Below are 15,561 nucleotides of genomic sequence, written 5' to 3' on the forward strand. Positions count from 1 at the left end.
GTATCAGGAACAACCCGAACATCTTCCGGTCGAAGGGCCGATACCCATTGAGGAAGGTCGGAATGAAGTTATCCGATGGTTTTGACGCACGTCGCTTGCGGCCCAAGGGCCCGAGCAACTGGCGGTTTCGTTTTGGCGCGGCGATCGCTGCGCTATTGGCAACACTCGGTGTACTGCTGGCCATGGCCGGTGCCGCCAGCCTGCTGGGCCGCCCGCCCGCACTGGGTGAGTTGAATGCCACACCAATGGGTTCGGCGATCATCCTGGCAGTCGGTCTTTTCGTGTTGTTGCTGGGCGTCTGGCTCTGGCGCCGCTGCCGCCGTCGTGCCCGCCAATCCCTGGAGCTGGCCATGGCTCCGCACCTGATGAAAAAGCACGACTGACCCACCATCCGACGTTTTGTCGCGCCTGATCCCGCCAGAGTTGGGTAAACTGGCCGGCTTCGCGGAGGCTGACATGCAAGACGATGACTTTTCCCTGTTCAAAAGTGCGATCCAGGGCGTAAAACCGATCAAGCACGACCGCGCCGAGACCGGCAAGCCCAAGGCCGATCGCGCGCAAATCGCCAAGCTGCGCCAGGCCGCCACCGTGCGTACCGACGCCACGACCGTGGATGGCTTGTCCGATCAGTTCGTGATCGACGTCGGGCCGGAAGACGAGTTGATGTGGGCACGCGACGGTGTCCAGGAAAGCCAGATGCGCAAGCTGAAGGTCGGCCAGATCCCCTTCGAAGGCAGCCTCGACCTGCACGGCATGAGCGTCGAAAAGGCCCGGGAAACCCTGTGGGCATTCCTGGCCGAAGCCACCAAGTTCGAAATCCGCTGCGTGCGCGTCACCCATGGCAAAGCCGTGCGCCTGGACGGCAAGCGGCCGATGATCAAGAGCCACGTCAACACCTGGCTGCGCCAGCACCCGCAAGTGCTGGGCTTCACCTCCTGCCAGGCAAAACACGGCGGCGCCGGGGCGGTCTACGTGATGCTCAAGCGCACCATGATGGAAGGCCGCGACGAATAGCCCTCGCTTGCCGAGCTTGCAGCGCCGTGTCCGCCACCGTACCCTTGCCCTTTGCGTAAAATCCCACAGGTAGTTTCATGTCTCTGGAACAGAATTACACCGCGATTCTCGGCCAACTGGGCGAGGACGTTTCCCGCGAGGGCCTGCTCGACACGCCCAAGCGCGCTGCCAAGGCCATGCAGTACCTCTGCCGCGGTTATGAACAGACCCTGGAAGAAGTCACCAACGGTGCCTTGTTCAGCTCCGACAACAGCGAGATGGTGCTGGTCAAGGACATCGAGTTGTACTCGTTGTGCGAACATCACCTGCTGCCTTTCATCGGCAAGGCTCACGTGGCCTACATCCCGAGCGGCAAGGTGCTGGGGCTGTCGAAAGTCGCGCGCATCGTCGACATGTATGCGCGTCGCCTGCAGATCCAGGAAAACCTCAGCCGCCAGATCGCCGATGCGGTCCAGCAAGTGACCGGCGCCCTGGGCGTGGCGGTGGTGATCGAGGCCAAGCACATGTGCATGATGATGCGCGGCGTGGAAAAGCAGAATTCCTCGATGATCACCTCGGTGATGCTCGGCGAGTTCCGGGAAAACGCCGCCACTCGCAGTGAATTCCTCAGCCTCATCAAGTAATCCGTCGCACGAAGAAAACCGGCATTGATCGCCGGTTTTTTTTCGCCTGTGAAAAATCAGGTAAGCTGCGCGCCCTCTTCTTCCCTGCCGCGAGGCTTAATACCGTGATCGTCAAAGCGCTTCGAGTTGGCTTGGGCCAGCTCATCATCTTCATCGACTTCATCACCCGCCCGGGCAAGCAAAAGCGCCCGGCCGAGGCCCAGGCGCAGGTCGAGCAGGCCGCTCGCAGCCTGACGCTGTATCAGTTCCACGCCTGCCCGTTCTGCGTGAAGACCCGCCGCACCCTGCGCCGCCTCAATGTGCCGGTGGCTCTGCGCGATGCGAAAAACAATGAGCAGGATCGCCAGACGCTGCTGGAGCAAGGCGGCCGGATCAAAGTGCCGTGCCTGCGGATTGAAGAGAATGGCGAGACCACCTGGATGTATGAGTCCAAGGTGATCATTGAGTATCTGGATAAGCGGTTCTCTGCAGCCTGATAGTTTTCTGGTGTGGCGACTGGCCTCATCGCGAGCAAGCTTTGCTCCCACAAGGGGCCTTGGTGAACACTGGATTTGTATTCACCACTGTCCCTGTGGGAGCAAAGCTTGCTCGCGATGGGGCCAGTCCAGTCACCACATAAGTCAGGCTGCTTTTGCAGCCAACGCCTCCCGCACCACCCCCGCCAACCGCTTGAGCCCTTCATCCAGCCGCGCCGGGTCGATGTGGCTGAAGTTCAAGCGCAAGTGCCCCGGATGCTGGTCCGGCTCCGGAAAGAACGGCTCCCCCGGCATGAACGCAACGTCGGCCGCCAGCGCGGCGGCGAGCAAGGTGCGGGTGTCCAGCGGCTGCCTGAGGGTCAGCCAGAAAAACAACCCGCCCTGGGGCACGTTCCAGTCCGCGATATCAGAGAAATGCTTTTGCAACGCCGCCTGGAACCGATCGCGACGGTCCCGATAGAAATCCCTCAACTCACTCAAATGGCTGCGGTACTGCTCGGTGCCGATCCATTGCAGCGCCTGCCACTGACCGATGCGATTAGTGTGCAAATCCGCCGACTGCTTGAGTCGCAGCAGGTGCGGGAACAAATCCGGGCTGGCGATCAGGTAGCCCACCCGTAGCCCCGGCAACAGGGTTTTCGACACGGTACCGGTGTAGATCCAGCTGGCCTTCCTCAAGCGACTGACAATCGGCGTGGCACTGCCGCCATCGAACGTCAGCTCGCGGTAGGGTTCGTCCTCGATCAGGGTCACGCCAAACTCGTCCAACAGCGCCGCCACCGCATCGCGCTTGGCCTCGCTGTAGCGCACCGCCGAGGGGTTCTGGAACGTCGGAATCAGGTAGATGAACGCAGGCCGATGCTGCTCCAGCCGGGCCCGCAGCTGTTTCAGGTCAGGGCCGTCGGCCTCCAGGGGCACGGTGATGCAGTCGGCGCCGAACAGCTGGAAAATCTGCAGTGCCGCCAGATACGTCGGCGCTTCAAGCATCACTTGCGTGCCGACGTCGATGTGCAGCTTGGCCGCCAGGTCGAGGGTTTGTTGGGAGCCGCTGACCACCAGCACCTGACTCGCCTCACAGGCCACACCCAGCGCCCGCGCCTGGGCCGCCAGGGCTTCGCGCAGGGCGGGCTCGCCTTCGCTCATGCCGTACTGGCCCATGGACAACGGCATGGCCGCCCATTCCACTTTCGGCAGCATGGCTTCGGCCGGCAGGCCGCCGGCGAACGACATCACTTCAGGGCGCTGCGCCGCCGCGAGGATTTCTCGAATCAAAGAACTGTTGAGGCGCGAGACACGTTCGGAAAAAGCCATGGGTCACCTGTAGCGGGTCGCTGGAGGAATGAGTCAAACTGGTTGACCGAAATTACTCCGCCTTCTCTGGATACGTCAATATGCTTGACCTTAAAAACCCGACTTCCCAACAGATGGCCATGGAAGCGTTTTTCTTCGGTTACCAGGCGTTCACCGCCAAGGCCGATGAAATGCTCGAGCGCCGCGGGTTGAGCCGGGTGCACCAGCGCATCGTTTTTTTCATCGCCCGCTACCCGTCATTGAGCGTGAAGGAGTTGCTGGCATTGCTCGGGGTGAGCAAGCAGGCGCTGAACATGCCGTTGCGGCAACTGATGGAAATGCACCTGGTGAACAGCGTCGCGTCCGAGACCGACAAGCGCAAGCGGCTGCTGGAACTGACAGCCGAGGGCGAACGCTTCGAGCAGGCGTTGCGGCGTGAGCAGGTGAAATTGCTGGAGCGGGTGTTTGCCGAGGCCGGGGAAGCGGCGGTGGATGGGTGGCTGGCGGTGAACCTGGCACTGGGGAAGGGTCAGGTGGCTGTCGACTGAGTTTCCTCTGCAAGCTGTGTATTGCCCGGTCTATCGCCATCGCGGGCAAGCCTTGCTCCCACAGAGGGTCTCAGCGGACACCTGCTGGAAGCAAAACTGTTCCCACAGAGGGTGTGGACGCCCGCCGTGGGAGCAAAGCTTGCTCGCGATAGCGCCCTCAAGGTCGATATACCCCTATCGCCCGACATTTCGTCGACAACATAGAAAACATTATTTGCTTTATTTGTATACAAAAGCATAATTCGCTTCGTGCGAGTTCCTGACCAACAGGTCAACATACTTCGCCAGCCTTACCTGCCTCAGCGCATCGCAGCCACCCCCAGGGCGTGTGCGGTGCTGGAAATAACAATAAGACTCTTGAGGAGTACTCGCTGTGGAAAGCCGCAAACCCGAAGCCCAGACGCTGGACCTCTCGCCGCCACTACGCAGTGGCTGGCTGGAACGCCTCTTCAAACTCAGCTTGCACGGCACCACGGTGAAGACCGAGCTGATTGCCGGCCTGACGACCTTCATCACCATGGCCTACATCATCTTCGTCAACCCCAACATCATGGCCGACGCCGGCATCGATCACGGCGCCGCATTCGTCGCCACCTGCATCGCCGCGGCCCTGGGTTGCCTGCTGATGGGCCTGTACGCCAACTGGCCAGTGGGCCTGGCGCCAGGCATGGGCTTGAACGCCTTTTTCACCTACACCGTGGTCGGCACCATGGGCTACAACTGGGAAACCGCATTGGGCGCGGTGTTTATCTCCGGTGTGCTGTTCATGGTCCTGACCCTGTCACGAGTCCGTGAGTGGCTGCTCAACAGCATTCCGGTAAGCCTGCGATTCGCCATGGGCGCGGGGGTCGGGTTGTTCCTCGGGCTGATCGGCCTGAAAACCGCCGGGATCATCGTCGACAGCCCCGCCACCCTGATCAAGCTCGGCTCGTTGCGTGAGCCCGGGCCGCTGCTGGCCGCGGTGTGCTTCCTGATGATCGCCGTGCTCAGTTATCACCGCGTGTTCGGCGCGATCCTGATCAGTATCATCGCCGTGACCCTGGCCGGTTGGGGCCTGGGGTTGGTGCAGTACAACGGCGTCATGTCGACCCCTCCGAGCCTCGCCCCGACCTGGATGGCGATGGACGTGGCCGGTGTGTTCAACGTCAGCATGATCAGCGTGGTGCTGGCCTTCCTGTTCGTGCACATGTTCGACACCGCCGGCACCCTGATGGGCGTTGCCCAGCGCGCTGGCCTGGTGAAAGCCGATGGCAAGATCGAGAACCTGTCCCGCGCCTTGAAAGCCGACAGTGCCTCCAGCGTATTTGGCGCCATGGTCGGCGTGCCGCCGGTGACCAGCTACGTGGAAAGCGCCGCTGGTGTGGCGGCAGGTGGCCGGACGGGGCTTACCGCCGTGACCGTCGGTGTGCTATTTATTGCCGCCATGTTCTTCGCACCGCTGGCCGGGATGATCCCGGCCTACGCCACGGCCGGGGCCTTGATCTACGTTGCCATGCTGATGATGGGCGGCATGGCCCACATCGAATGGGACGAGGCGACCGACAGCATCCCGGCCATTGTCACGGCCATCATGATGCCCCTGACGTTCTCGGTCGCCGACGGTATCGCCCTGGGTTTCATCACCTATGTGGTGCTCAAGGCCGGCACCGGTAAACACAAGGAAATCTCCGTCAGCCTGTGGGTGCTCTGCGCGATCTTCATCGCCAAGTTCATCTTCTTGTAAGCGACAACATATCCACCCGCCTCACCCCTTGGGTGAGGCTTTTGTACATCAGGAGCAAAGCAATGAATCTGGAAACCTGGCTGTTGTTCAGCGGTGCCGCCTTGGTGGTGATCCTCATCCCCGGCCCGTTGTCGTTGTTGATGATCGGCAATAGCCTGAACTACGGCCTGCGCCGCTCGTATCCGGCATTCCTGGGTGGGGTGATCGCGTCGATCTGCCTGCTGAGCGCCTCGGCGCTGGGGCTCGGTGCGTTGTTGATGGCGTCGGAGCAGTTGTTCAGTGCCCTGAAAATTGTCGGTGCCCTGTACCTGTTTTACCTGGCCTGGCAGAGCTGGCAGCAATCACGCCAACCGTCCCAAGGCGCCGAGGTGCCTCAGGCCGCCGCCGTCCCGCGCTTTCGCGCCCTCTTTGGCCGGGCGTTCGTGTTGGGCGCCAGCAACCCGAAAGACATCCTGTTCTTCGCCGCTTTCCTGCCGCAATTCTTGAGCGCCGAACAAGCGTTCCTGCCACAACTGCTGATCATGATCGCCACCTGGACCGTACTCGACCTGCTGTGCAAGCTGGCCTACGGCTTCGGCGCCCACGGTGCGGCGCGGTATCTGCGTACGGGTAACGGCCAGGGTTGGTTCAACCGGATCAGTGCCGGGTTGTTTGGCGGTGCGGGGGCGGCGTCCTTGTTGAGCCGCTAAAAAAGCAAAAGCTTCGCGAGCAAGCCCGCTCCCACAGGTTTTTGTGAACGACAAAAATCCAGTGTGGGAGCGGGCTTGCTCGCGAAGGCACCCTCCCAGACACCCTATTTTCATGGACAAAAAAAAGCCCGCAGTGTGAGCGGGCAAAAAACCAAAGAAGCGCCATGCGCAGTCGCTTCCAGGACAAGGCAGCCGCTTGGGGTCAGCTGCCTCGATAGGTGGAATAGGCGTAAGGTGAAATCAGCAGGGGCACGTGGTAATGATCCTGCTCGGCCGAAATGCCGAAGCGCAGCACCACCACATCCAGGAACGCCGGGTCGGACAACTGGACACCACGGGCGCGGTAGTAATCGCCGGCATGGAATTGAATCTGATAGACGCCCGAACGGTAGTCATCCCCTTGCAGCAGCGGTGCGTCGCAGCGACCGTCGCTGTTGGTCAGCGCGCTGGCGACCAGCTGCAGTTGCGAACCTTCCACACGGTACAACTCGACCTTGATCGAGCTGCCCGGGCAGCCGTGTGCAGCATCCAAAACGTGAGTAGTCAAACGTCCCATTGATTGTGCGCGCCTCGCTGCTGTGCAGTCCGGCCCGACGCCTCCTGAATCAGTTGAAAGACAGGCCGCACCGTTTCGGAGCACGAAACGCCACGGCAATGAACGAATTAAGACATTTTAAAAGAAAATTGTACACAATAAAAAACAGATATTTAGTCCACGCGCGTTCCGACAAAGGCTTCTGCCCAATCTTAAGCCACACCAACGGATACGCCATTCTTCCAGCCATTAATTGACCAGATGGGCAGGTTTCTTGCAGTGTAGACAAACCGGGGACAGCGGTGAAAAATGCAAAAAATCAGGCTTACAAATCGCACATAAAGTTGTATACAATCACTCCATCGTCGTGACGCCAGCCTATGATCCATCGCCAGGGCGCCACCCACATGGTTCGAACAAGAAGGAAAACTGCAGTGAGCGCTGACTACCCACGCGACCTGATCGGTTACGGCAGTAACCCTCCCCATCCCCAGTGGCCGGGCAATGCCCGCATCGCCCTGTCCTTCGTGCTCAATTACGAAGAAGGCGGCGAGCGCAACATCCTGCATGGCGACAAGGAAGCCGAGGCGTTCCTCTCGGAGATGGTCGCGGCGCAACCGCTGCAGGGCGAGCGCAACATGAGCATGGAATCGCTGTACGAGTATGGCAGCCGCGCCGGGGTCTGGCGGGTCCTCAAGTTGTTCAAGGAATTCGATATCCCGCTGACCATTTTCGCCGTGGCCATGGCCGCCCAGCGCCATCCGGACGTGATCCGCGCCATGGTTGCCGCTGGTCACGAAATCTGCAGCCACGGCTATCGCTGGATCGACTACCAATACATGGATGAGGCCCAGGAGCGCGAGCACATGCTCGAAGCGATCCGCATCCTCACCGAAATCACTGGCGAGCGTCCGCTGGGTTGGTACACCGGTCGCACCGGCCCCAATACCCGCAGGCTGGTCATGGAGGAAGGCGGTTTTCTCTATGACAGCGACACCTACGACGACGACCTGCCCTACTGGGAACCGAACACACCCAACGGCAAGCCGCACCTGGTGATCCCCTACACCCTCGACACCAACGACATGCGCTTCACCCAAGTGCAGGGTTTCAACAAGGGCGACGATTTCTTCCAATACCTCAAGGACGCCTTCGACGTGCTGTATGCCGAAGGCGCCGAGGCGCCGAAGATGCTCTCCATTGGGCTGCACTGCCGGTTGATCGGCCGCCCTGCCCGCCTGGCCTCACTCAAGCGCTTCCTTGAATATGCCAAGGGCCATGAACACGTCTGGTTCAGCCGTCGCGTCGACATCGCTCGCCACTGGCAGCAAACCCATCCGTATCCGGAGGCTTCGAAATGACCGCCTTCCAAACCCTCAAGCCCTCGACCTTGAGCCGCGAAGCGTTCGTCAAAGCCTTCGCTGATATCTACGAACATTCGCCATGGGTCGCCGAAAAGGCCTTTGACCTGGGCCGGGATCCCTCGATCGACGAGATCGAGACCCTGCACCAGCGCATGAGCGACATCCTGTTGAGTGCCGATCACGCCAGCCAACTGGCACTGATCAACGCTCACCCGGACCTGGCCGGTAAAGCCGCCGTCCAGGGCCACCTGACCGAAGCCAGCACGAACGAACAGGCCGGCGCCGGTATTCACCAATGCTCGAGCGATGAGTTTCAGCGCTTCACCGAGCTGAACGACGCCTACAAGGCCAAGTTCAAGTTTCCCTTCATCATGGCGGTAAAAGGCAGCAACCGGCATCAGATCCTCTCGGCGTTCGAAACGCGCATCCATCACTCGGTAGACACCGAATTCAAATGCGCGCTGGCAGAGATCAACAAGATCGCGTTGTTCCGATTACTGACCCTTTAGCGAGCAGCCCTGCTACCCCAGGTCCTGCAAGCATCCCCAGCCAACCTATTTAAAGGCAGACAAGAAGAATGAAAGCTTACGCCGTACCTTTCGAGAAGTTCGTCAACCTGGCCGACGCCCGCCTCGGCACCAAGATCATTTCGGTCACCGATGACTGGTTCGCCGACGCCAACCGTTTGTTCCAACCGACCCCAGCCGTATGGAAGGAGGGCGTGTTCGATGACAACGGCAAGTGGATGGACGGCTGGGAATCGCGGCGCAAGCGCTTCGAAGGCTACGACAGCGCGGTGATCCGCCTGGGTGTGGCCGGCTCGATCAAAGGCGTGGACATCGACACCTCATTCTTCACCGGTAACTACCCACCGTCGGCCTCCCTGGAAGCCTGCTTCCTGACAGAAGGCGAGCCAGACGAAAACACCCAATGGACTGAAGTGCTGTCGGCCGTCGAGTTGCAAGGCAACAGCCACCACTATCACGAAATCAACAACGACCAGGCCTTCAGCCACCTGCGTTTCAATATCTACCCCGATGGCGGCGTGGCCCGGTTGCGGGTCTACGGCATTCCGTACCGCGACTGGTCGGCCGTGGGCGACAACGAACAGCTCGACCTGGCCGCAGCCCTCAATGGTGGCCGTGCCCTGGCCTGTTCCGACGAACACTTCGGCCGCATGAGCAACATTCTCAACCCGGGTCGTGGCGTGAACATGGGCGACGGCTGGGAAACCGCCCGTCGTCGCACCCCGGGCAATGACTGGGTCATCATCGCCCTGGGCCATGCCGGCGAAGTCGAGAAAGTCATCGTCGACACCCTGCACTTCAAGGGCAACTACCCCGACAGCTGCTCGATCCAGGGCGCGTTCGTCAAGGGCGGCACCGACAGCCAGATCGAAACCCAGTCGCTGTTCTGGCGCGAGCTGCTGCCCAGCCAGAAACTGGAAATGCACGCCGAACATACCTTCGCCGAGCAGATCAAGGCCCTGGGGCCGATCACCCACATCCGCCTGAACGTGTTCCCGGATGGTGGCGTGAGTCGCCTGCGGGTGCTCGGTAAGGTAGCGAAGTAAGCGGCGCGCCCTTCGCGAGCAAGCCCGCTCCCACAGGGGAATGCATTCCAAATGTGGGAGCGGGCTTGCTCGCGAAGGCGCCAGAACAAACAACACAGAATTTTTGGATAAGAAGACCAGCATGCGCACACTCAAGATCGAACCGTTGACCAAAGAAGCCTTCGCCCCGTTCGGTGACGTGATCGAAACCGACGGCAGCGATCACTTCATGATCAACAACGGTTCGACCATGCGCTTCCATCGCTTGGCGACGGTGGAAACCGCCACGCCGGACGACAAGGCGATCATCAGCATTTTCCGCGCCGACGCGCTGGACATGCCGCTGACCGTACGCATGCTGGAGCGCCATCCGCTGGGCAGCCAGGCCTTCATTCCGCTGCTCGGCAACCCCTTTCTGATCGTGGTCGCGCCACTTGGCGATGCACCTGTATCAGGCTTGGTCCGCGCCTTCGTCACCAACGGCAGGCAGGGCATTAATTACCATCGCGGCGTCTGGCACCACCCGGTGCTGACGATCGAAAAGCGGGATGACTTCCTGGTGGTTGATCGCAGTGGCACAGGCAATAACTGCGATGAGCATTTTTTCAAAGAGGATGAGTATTTGATCCTCGCCCCCCACCAATAAGAGAAGGTCCGATCACGCGAAAACAAGCGTGACGGGCGAGAGGTAAAGACTGTGGAAGCACATATGCTGGAATGGCTGAACCTGAGCGTACGCTGGGTTCACATGATCACTGGCGTGGCCTGGATCGGCGCGTCGTTCTACTTCGTCTGGCTGGAAAACAACCTCAATCGCGTCAACCCCAAGAGCGGCCTGGCCGGCGACCTGTGGGCCATCCACGGCGGCGGCATCTACCACCTGGAAAAATACAAACTCGCGCCACCGTCCATGCCGGACAACCTGCACTGGTTCAAGTGGGAAGCCTACTTCACCTGGATGTCGGGCATCGCGCTGTTGTGCGTGGTGTTCTATTGGAACCCGACCGTCTACCTGCTGGCTCCCGGCAGCAGCCTGAGTGGTCCCGAAGGCGTCGCCCTGGGCCTCGGTTCGTTGCTCGTCGGCTGGTTCGTCTATTCCTTTCTTTGCGACTCAGCCCTGGGCAAGCGCCCTGCCCTGCTCGGCGTGATCCTGTTCGTACTGTTGATCGCCGCGGCCTACGGGTTCAGCAAGGTGTTCAGCGGTCGCGGCGCCTACCTGCACGTCGGGGCGGTCATCGGGACGATCATGGTCGGCAACGTGTTCCGCATCATCATGCCGGCCCAGCGTGCGCTGGTGGCGGCCATCGCCGAGAACCGCACGCCCGATCCTGCACTGCCGGCCAAGGGTTTGTTGCGTTCGCGCCACAACAACTACTTCACCCTGCCAGTGCTGTTCATCATGATCAGCAACCATTTCCCGAGCACCTACGGCAGCCAGTACAACTGGCTGATCCTGGCCGGGATCGCCGTGGCGGCGGTGCTGGTGCGCCACTACTTCAACACGCGCCATGACAGCAACCGGTTTGCCTGGACGCTGCCGGTCGGTGCCCTGGCGATGATCTGCCTGGCGTATGTCACAGGGCCCAAGCCCATGCCCACCACACCGGAGGTGGCCAAGGCAGCCGGCGTGATCGAGTACCAACCGTTGCCGGAAACGGCAGTGGGGGGTGGCGCGAAACCGGCGCCGGCCCCCGCCGCACCGACAGCGGCGCCCACCCAGGCCGCCAACGCCCAGGGCCCTTCGTTCGAGAAGGTCCACAGCGTGATCCAGGAACGCTGCTCGGTCTGCCATTCGGCCAAGCCCACCAGCCCGTTGTTCAGCGCCGCGCCAGGTGGAGTGATGTTCGACACCCCGCAGCAGATCCAGCAACAGGCCGCGCGCATCCAGGCCCAGGCCGTCACCAGCCAGATCATGCCATTGGGCAACATCACCCAGATGACCCAGCAGGAACGCGATCTGATCGGCGCGTGGATCAACCAGGGCGCGCGGACCAACTGAACCTCGCGCGCCAATAGCGTCACATGTCATACCGCTGACAGGCCGACCGGCTCACCACCGGCCGCCCGTCAGCGACTGCCTGCGCCTCAACAATAAAAACAAGAGGAAAGCACCCGATGACCCAGCCCCTCCATCACGCCCCAAATTCGCCGCGCATGCGCCGTTGCAGGGCACTTGAGGCCTGTGGTGCAAGCCCGCACCCTGCGCGGCCGTTCGAAACCGGCCGACACAAAAAACCCCTCCGATCTTGACCGCTCCGCCAACTTATCCAGGCGTCGGCGGATAGAATAAGCGCCCTTCTGAACACATCTCTTTCGACTGTTCCAAACAGCTGGATGAGTCTTTTTCCGGGTTTCCCCCGGCCTTGGCTCAGCTCTTGCTATCAGCATTCGCCACGCTCAAAAAGCTGACCGAACGGATGTTTTTTCATCCATGGAAAAAGGCGCCACACCAGAGCGCTGACCTGAAAAAAAAGCGGTACCACTTACCTTTGGGAGCAAACCGAATGAAACGTACGTGCACCAGCCTGATACTCGCGGGATCCTTGCTGGCCGGGGGCCAAGCCATGGCCGATGACCTGTTCCAGTGGCAGAACAACAGTCTCACCTACCTGTACGGCAAGGATTTCCAGGTCAACCCGCGCATCCAGCAGACCGTGACCTTCGAACACGCCGACGCCTGGAAATACGGGGACAACTTCTTCTTCCTCGATCGGATCTTCTATAACGGCCAGGACGACAGCCAGTCCGGCCCGAACACCTACTACGGCGAGTTCAGCCCACGCCTGTCGTTCGGCAAGATCTTCGACCAGAAGCTGGAGCTGGGCCCGATCAAGGATGTGCTGCTGGCCATGACGTATGAGTTCGGCGAAGGCGACAACGAGTCCTACCTGATCGGCCCGGGCTTCGACCTGGCGATTCCCGGCTTCGACTACTTCCAGCTGAACTTCTACAACCGCCAGACCGAAGGCCCACGCGCCGGCGACAACGTCTGGCAGATCACCCCGACCTGGGCCTACACCCTCCCGGTGGGTTCATCCGACATCCTGATCGACGGTTTCATCGACTGGGTGGTGGACAACGACACCAACTCCAAGGGCACCTACCACGCCAACCTGCACATCAACCCGCAGATCAAATATGACCTGGGCAAGGCGTTGAAGCTCGGCGCCAAGCAGTTGTATGTGGGTGTGGAGTATGACTACTGGAAGAACAAGTACGGGATCGAAGACAGCGACGGGTTCAAGACCAACCAGAGCAATACCAGCTTCTTGCTGAAGTACCATTTCTGATCTGATTCATTGGGATCCAGAAGTCACCGCACAGCTTTTGTGGGAGCGGGCTTGCTCGCGATAGCGGTGGGTCAGCCTGAGTCGATGCTGGATGTGCCGCCGTCATCGCGAGCAGGCTCGCTCCCACAGTGGATTTATGTCGTACACAGATTTTGTGTCCACTGAAGATCTACTGTGGGAGCGAGCCTGCTCGCGATTGCGGTGGATCAGTTACCCCTGCTCCAACCCCAGGAACCGACTCAACGCCTCACGCTGCGCCAACGCATCCTGGCGTCCCAGCTCGATCAGTTCGCTGCAATACCCCGCCTCGAACAGCAAGTAGCTCAGCACCCCCGCGCCGCTGGTCTTGGTCGCGCCCGGCCCGCGCAAGAATAACCGCAACGCACGGGGCAGTTCCTGGCGATGGCGGGCGGCGATTTCGTCGATCGGCTGGCTGGGTGAGATCACCAGCACATCTACTGGTGCCGCGCCGAGGGCGTGGGCCGGTACGTCATCAGGCAACAGGTGACTGAAACCGTTCAGGCGCTCAAGCAACTCGATGTCGCTTTCCAGGCTGTCAATGAACGTGCTGTTGAGCATATGGCCGCCGATCTGCGCCAAGGTCGGTTGCAGACCGGTGTAGCTGCGCTCGGAGGGATCCTGCCCGCCGGCGCCACGGGGGTTGCCGCTGACGCCGATCACCAGCACGCGATTGGCCCCCAGGTGCAACGCCGGGCTGATGGGCGCCGACTGCCGCACCGCGCCGTCACCGAAGTATTGCGGGCCGATCCTGACCGGCGCGAACAGCAACGGAATCGCCGAGCTGGCCAACAGGTGCTCCACCGACAACTGCGTCGGCACACCAATACGCCGGTGGCGCAGCCAGGCATCAATGGTCCCGCGCCCCTGATAGAAGGTGACGGCCTGGCCGGACTCATAACCGAACGCCGTCACCGCCACTGCCCGCAATTGCTGCTCGGCGATGGCCTGCTCGATGCCCGAGGCATGGAATTGGGCCTGGAGCAGTTCGCGCAACGGCGAACTGTCGATCAGCGCCACCGGCAACTTGGGCCCCAGGCCCAGCAGGCTATGAATGATGAAACGCCTGGCCTGGGCAATAACGCCCCGCCAGTCGCTGCGCATGACCTGATGGCTGCGCACCGTTTGCCAGAACGCCGTCAGCCGCTCGATGGCGGTCTTGAAGTCCATCGCCCCGCTCGCCAGGCTGACCGCGTTGATCGCCCCCGCCGACGTGCCGACGATCACCGGAAACGGATTTCGCGCCCCGTCCGGCAACAATTCGGCGATGGCCGCCAGTACGCCTACCTGATACGCCGCTCGAGCCCCGCCGCCGGAAAGAATCAAACCTGTAACCGGTTCAGCTGGGGTCATCGCAATGCTCCGTGCTCAAGGTGCTGCTGAAAAATGGCGGACTGCTGGCTCAATCGCGCTTGTCGTACAGCTTGGGCTCGCCCGGCGGACGGCTCTTGAAGCGCCGGTGGGCCCAGAGGTATTGCTCGGGACAATCACTCACCGACTGCTCGACCCACTGGTTGATGCGGATGCAATCGGCTTCCTCGGTCTCGCCTGGGAAATCCGTCAGCGGGGCCTGGATCACCAGGCGATAACCACTGCCGTCGGCCAGGCGTTCCTGAATGAAGGGCACCACCAGCGCCTTGCCCAGGCGGGCGAACTTGCTGGTAGCGGTGACCGTCGCGGCCTGGACGCCGAACAGCGGTACGAACACGCTTTGCTTGGCGCCGTAATCCTGGTCCGGCGCATACCAGATCGCACGCCCGGCCCGCAGCAGCTTGAGCATGCCGCGCACGTCGTCACGCTCCACCGCCAGGGAATCGAGGTTATGCCGCTCGCGGCCCCGGCGCTGGATGTAGTCGAACAGCGGGTTCTTGTGCTCGCGGTACATGCCGTCGATGGTGTGCTGCTGGCCGAGCAAGGCCGCGCCGATTTCCAGCGTGGTGAAATGCAGCGCCATCAGGATCACACCCTTGCCCTCGCGCTGGGCCTGCTTGAGGTGCTCCAGCCCTTCGACATGGGCCAGTTTCGCCAGCCGCGAACGCGACCACCACCAACTCATCGCCATTTCGAAAAAGGCGATGCCGGTGGAGGCAAAGTTATCCTTGAGCAGCCGCTTGCGCTCGGCAGCGGACTTTTGCGGGAAACACAGTTCCAGGTTGCGACGGGCGATGCGCCGTCGGTCGCCGGCCACCCGGTACATCAGCGCACCCAATGCACGTCCGACCCGCAGCAGTAACGGATAAGGCAACTGGACGATCAGCCACAACAGCCCCAGGCCGCACCACAGCAGCCAGAAACGCGGATGAAAAAATGCAGTTCGAAAACGCGGGCGATCCATTACAGCTTCCATTAAGACATGGGCCGCGCATTCTACATTGTTCGACCCGGGTTGCGGCTGGCGGACGATCTCGTTATAAGTCTCGGCACTTTTAGTGACAAGCC

17 protein-coding genes are annotated in these 15,561 nt (G+C 61.2%); 13 read left to right on the forward strand and 4 right to left on the reverse strand.

From position 1 onward, the window contains the following. The first annotated feature begins 62 nt into the window (after positions 1 to 62). From AD662_RS21015 to AD662_RS21030, 4 genes are all read left to right on the forward strand, one after another. Positions 63 to 383 (forward strand): hypothetical protein, encoded by a 321-nt coding sequence (locus AD662_RS21015; protein ID WP_014339620.1) that lies wholly within the window; start codon positions 63 to 65, stop codon positions 381 to 383. Between the two features lie 73 nt (positions 384 to 456). Further along, entirely contained in the window at positions 457 to 1,014 is a 558-nt protein-coding gene (locus AD662_RS21020) for a Smr/MutS family protein (RefSeq protein WP_003204497.1), read from the forward strand. Between the two features lie 77 nt (positions 1,015 to 1,091). Next, positions 1,092 to 1,637, forward strand: a complete 546-nt coding sequence (gene folE / locus AD662_RS21025) for a GTP cyclohydrolase I FolE (protein ID WP_003204506.1) — start codon at positions 1,092 to 1,094, stop codon at positions 1,635 to 1,637. 104 nt (positions 1,638 to 1,741) lie between these two features. Further along, positions 1,742 to 2,113: a glutathione S-transferase N-terminal domain-containing protein gene (locus AD662_RS21030; protein ID WP_053182476.1), complete on the forward strand. Its 372-nt coding sequence runs from the start codon at positions 1,742 to 1,744 to the stop codon at positions 2,111 to 2,113. 144 nt (positions 2,114 to 2,257) lie between these two features. Here the strand turns inward: AD662_RS21030 and AD662_RS21035 are convergent, their stop codons facing one another. After that, the gene (locus AD662_RS21035) at positions 2,258 to 3,424 is read right to left on the reverse strand and encodes an aminotransferase-like domain-containing protein (protein ID WP_053189672.1); all 1,167 of its coding nucleotides are present in this window, start codon (positions 3,422 to 3,424) and stop codon (positions 2,258 to 2,260) included. 80 nt (positions 3,425 to 3,504) lie between these two features. On the opposite strand from AD662_RS21035, the gene AD662_RS21040 reads away from it, so the two are divergent. The 3 genes from AD662_RS21040 (at position 3,505) to AD662_RS21050 (ending at position 6,363) form a co-directional block, all read left to right on the forward strand. Continuing rightward, a complete protein-coding gene (locus AD662_RS21040) occupies positions 3,505 to 3,951 on the forward strand; it encodes a MarR family winged helix-turn-helix transcriptional regulator (RefSeq protein ID WP_018612509.1) in 447 nt (148 codons plus the stop codon). A gap of 373 nt (positions 3,952 to 4,324) precedes the next feature. Beyond that, a complete protein-coding gene (locus AD662_RS21045; protein WP_024618509.1) occupies positions 4,325 to 5,674 on the forward strand; it encodes an NCS2 family permease in 1,350 nt (449 codons plus the stop codon). 62 nt (positions 5,675 to 5,736) lie between these two features. Continuing rightward, positions 5,737 to 6,363 (forward strand): LysE family translocator, encoded by a 627-nt coding sequence (locus AD662_RS21050; protein WP_018612505.1) that lies wholly within the window; start codon positions 5,737 to 5,739, stop codon positions 6,361 to 6,363. A 202-nt stretch (positions 6,364 to 6,565) separates the two neighbouring features. Here the strand turns inward: AD662_RS21050 and uraH are convergent, their stop codons facing one another. Then, positions 6,566 to 6,919: a hydroxyisourate hydrolase gene (uraH, locus tag AD662_RS21055; RefSeq protein WP_053182329.1), complete on the reverse strand. Its 354-nt coding sequence runs from the start codon at positions 6,917 to 6,919 to the stop codon at positions 6,566 to 6,568. A 413-nt stretch (positions 6,920 to 7,332) separates the two neighbouring features. On the opposite strand from uraH, the gene puuE reads away from it, so the two are divergent. The 6 genes from puuE to AD662_RS21085 all read left to right on the forward strand — a co-directional run bounded on the left by puuE (position 7,333) and on the right by AD662_RS21085 (position 13,104). Further along, positions 7,333 to 8,259 (forward strand): allantoinase PuuE, encoded by a 927-nt coding sequence (gene puuE / locus AD662_RS21060; RefSeq protein ID WP_018612501.1) that lies wholly within the window; start codon positions 7,333 to 7,335, stop codon positions 8,257 to 8,259. Beyond that, complete coding sequence (gene uraD, locus AD662_RS21065; protein ID WP_053189673.1) at positions 8,256 to 8,771, forward strand: 2-oxo-4-hydroxy-4-carboxy-5-ureidoimidazoline decarboxylase; 516 nt, start codon at positions 8,256 to 8,258, stop codon at positions 8,769 to 8,771. The genes puuE and uraD overlap by 4 nt, the downstream gene beginning before the upstream one ends. Before the next feature lie 68 nt (positions 8,772 to 8,839). Beyond that, on the forward strand, positions 8,840 to 9,835 hold the full coding sequence (gene alc, locus AD662_RS21070) for an allantoicase (RefSeq protein WP_018612497.1): 996 nt from the start codon (positions 8,840 to 8,842) through the stop codon (positions 9,833 to 9,835). A gap of 121 nt (positions 9,836 to 9,956) precedes the next feature. Continuing rightward, entirely contained in the window at positions 9,957 to 10,460 is a 504-nt protein-coding gene (locus tag AD662_RS21075) for an ureidoglycolate lyase (RefSeq protein WP_024618504.1), read from the forward strand. A 51-nt stretch (positions 10,461 to 10,511) separates the two neighbouring features. Beyond that, positions 10,512 to 11,813 carry a urate hydroxylase PuuD gene (locus AD662_RS21080; RefSeq protein ID WP_033062871.1) on the forward strand — a complete coding sequence of 434 codons (1,302 nt, stop codon included), beginning with the start codon at positions 10,512 to 10,514 and terminating at the stop codon, positions 11,811 to 11,813. 505 nt (positions 11,814 to 12,318) lie between these two features. Continuing rightward, positions 12,319 to 13,104 carry an outer membrane protein OmpK gene (locus AD662_RS21085; protein ID WP_018612491.1) on the forward strand — a complete coding sequence of 262 codons (786 nt, stop codon included), beginning with the start codon at positions 12,319 to 12,321 and terminating at the stop codon, positions 13,102 to 13,104. Between the two features lie 210 nt (positions 13,105 to 13,314). Here the strand turns inward: AD662_RS21085 and AD662_RS21090 are convergent, their stop codons facing one another. Together AD662_RS21090 and AD662_RS21095 are read right to left on the reverse strand one after the other, a co-directional pair. Further along, positions 13,315 to 14,475 (reverse strand): patatin-like phospholipase family protein, encoded by a 1,161-nt coding sequence (locus AD662_RS21090; protein WP_053189674.1) that lies wholly within the window; start codon positions 14,473 to 14,475, stop codon positions 13,315 to 13,317. Between the two features lie 49 nt (positions 14,476 to 14,524). Further along, positions 14,525 to 15,457 carry a lipid A biosynthesis lauroyl acyltransferase gene (locus AD662_RS21095; RefSeq protein ID WP_018612481.1) on the reverse strand — a complete coding sequence of 311 codons (933 nt, stop codon included), beginning with the start codon at positions 15,455 to 15,457 and terminating at the stop codon, positions 14,525 to 14,527. Positions 15,458 to 15,561 lie beyond the last annotated feature (104 nt).

Origin of the sequence: Pseudomonas kilonensis (assembly GCF_001269885.1) — a bacterium.
GTDB classification, from domain to species: Bacteria; Pseudomonadota; Gammaproteobacteria; order Pseudomonadales; family Pseudomonadaceae; genus Aquipseudomonas; species Aquipseudomonas kilonensis.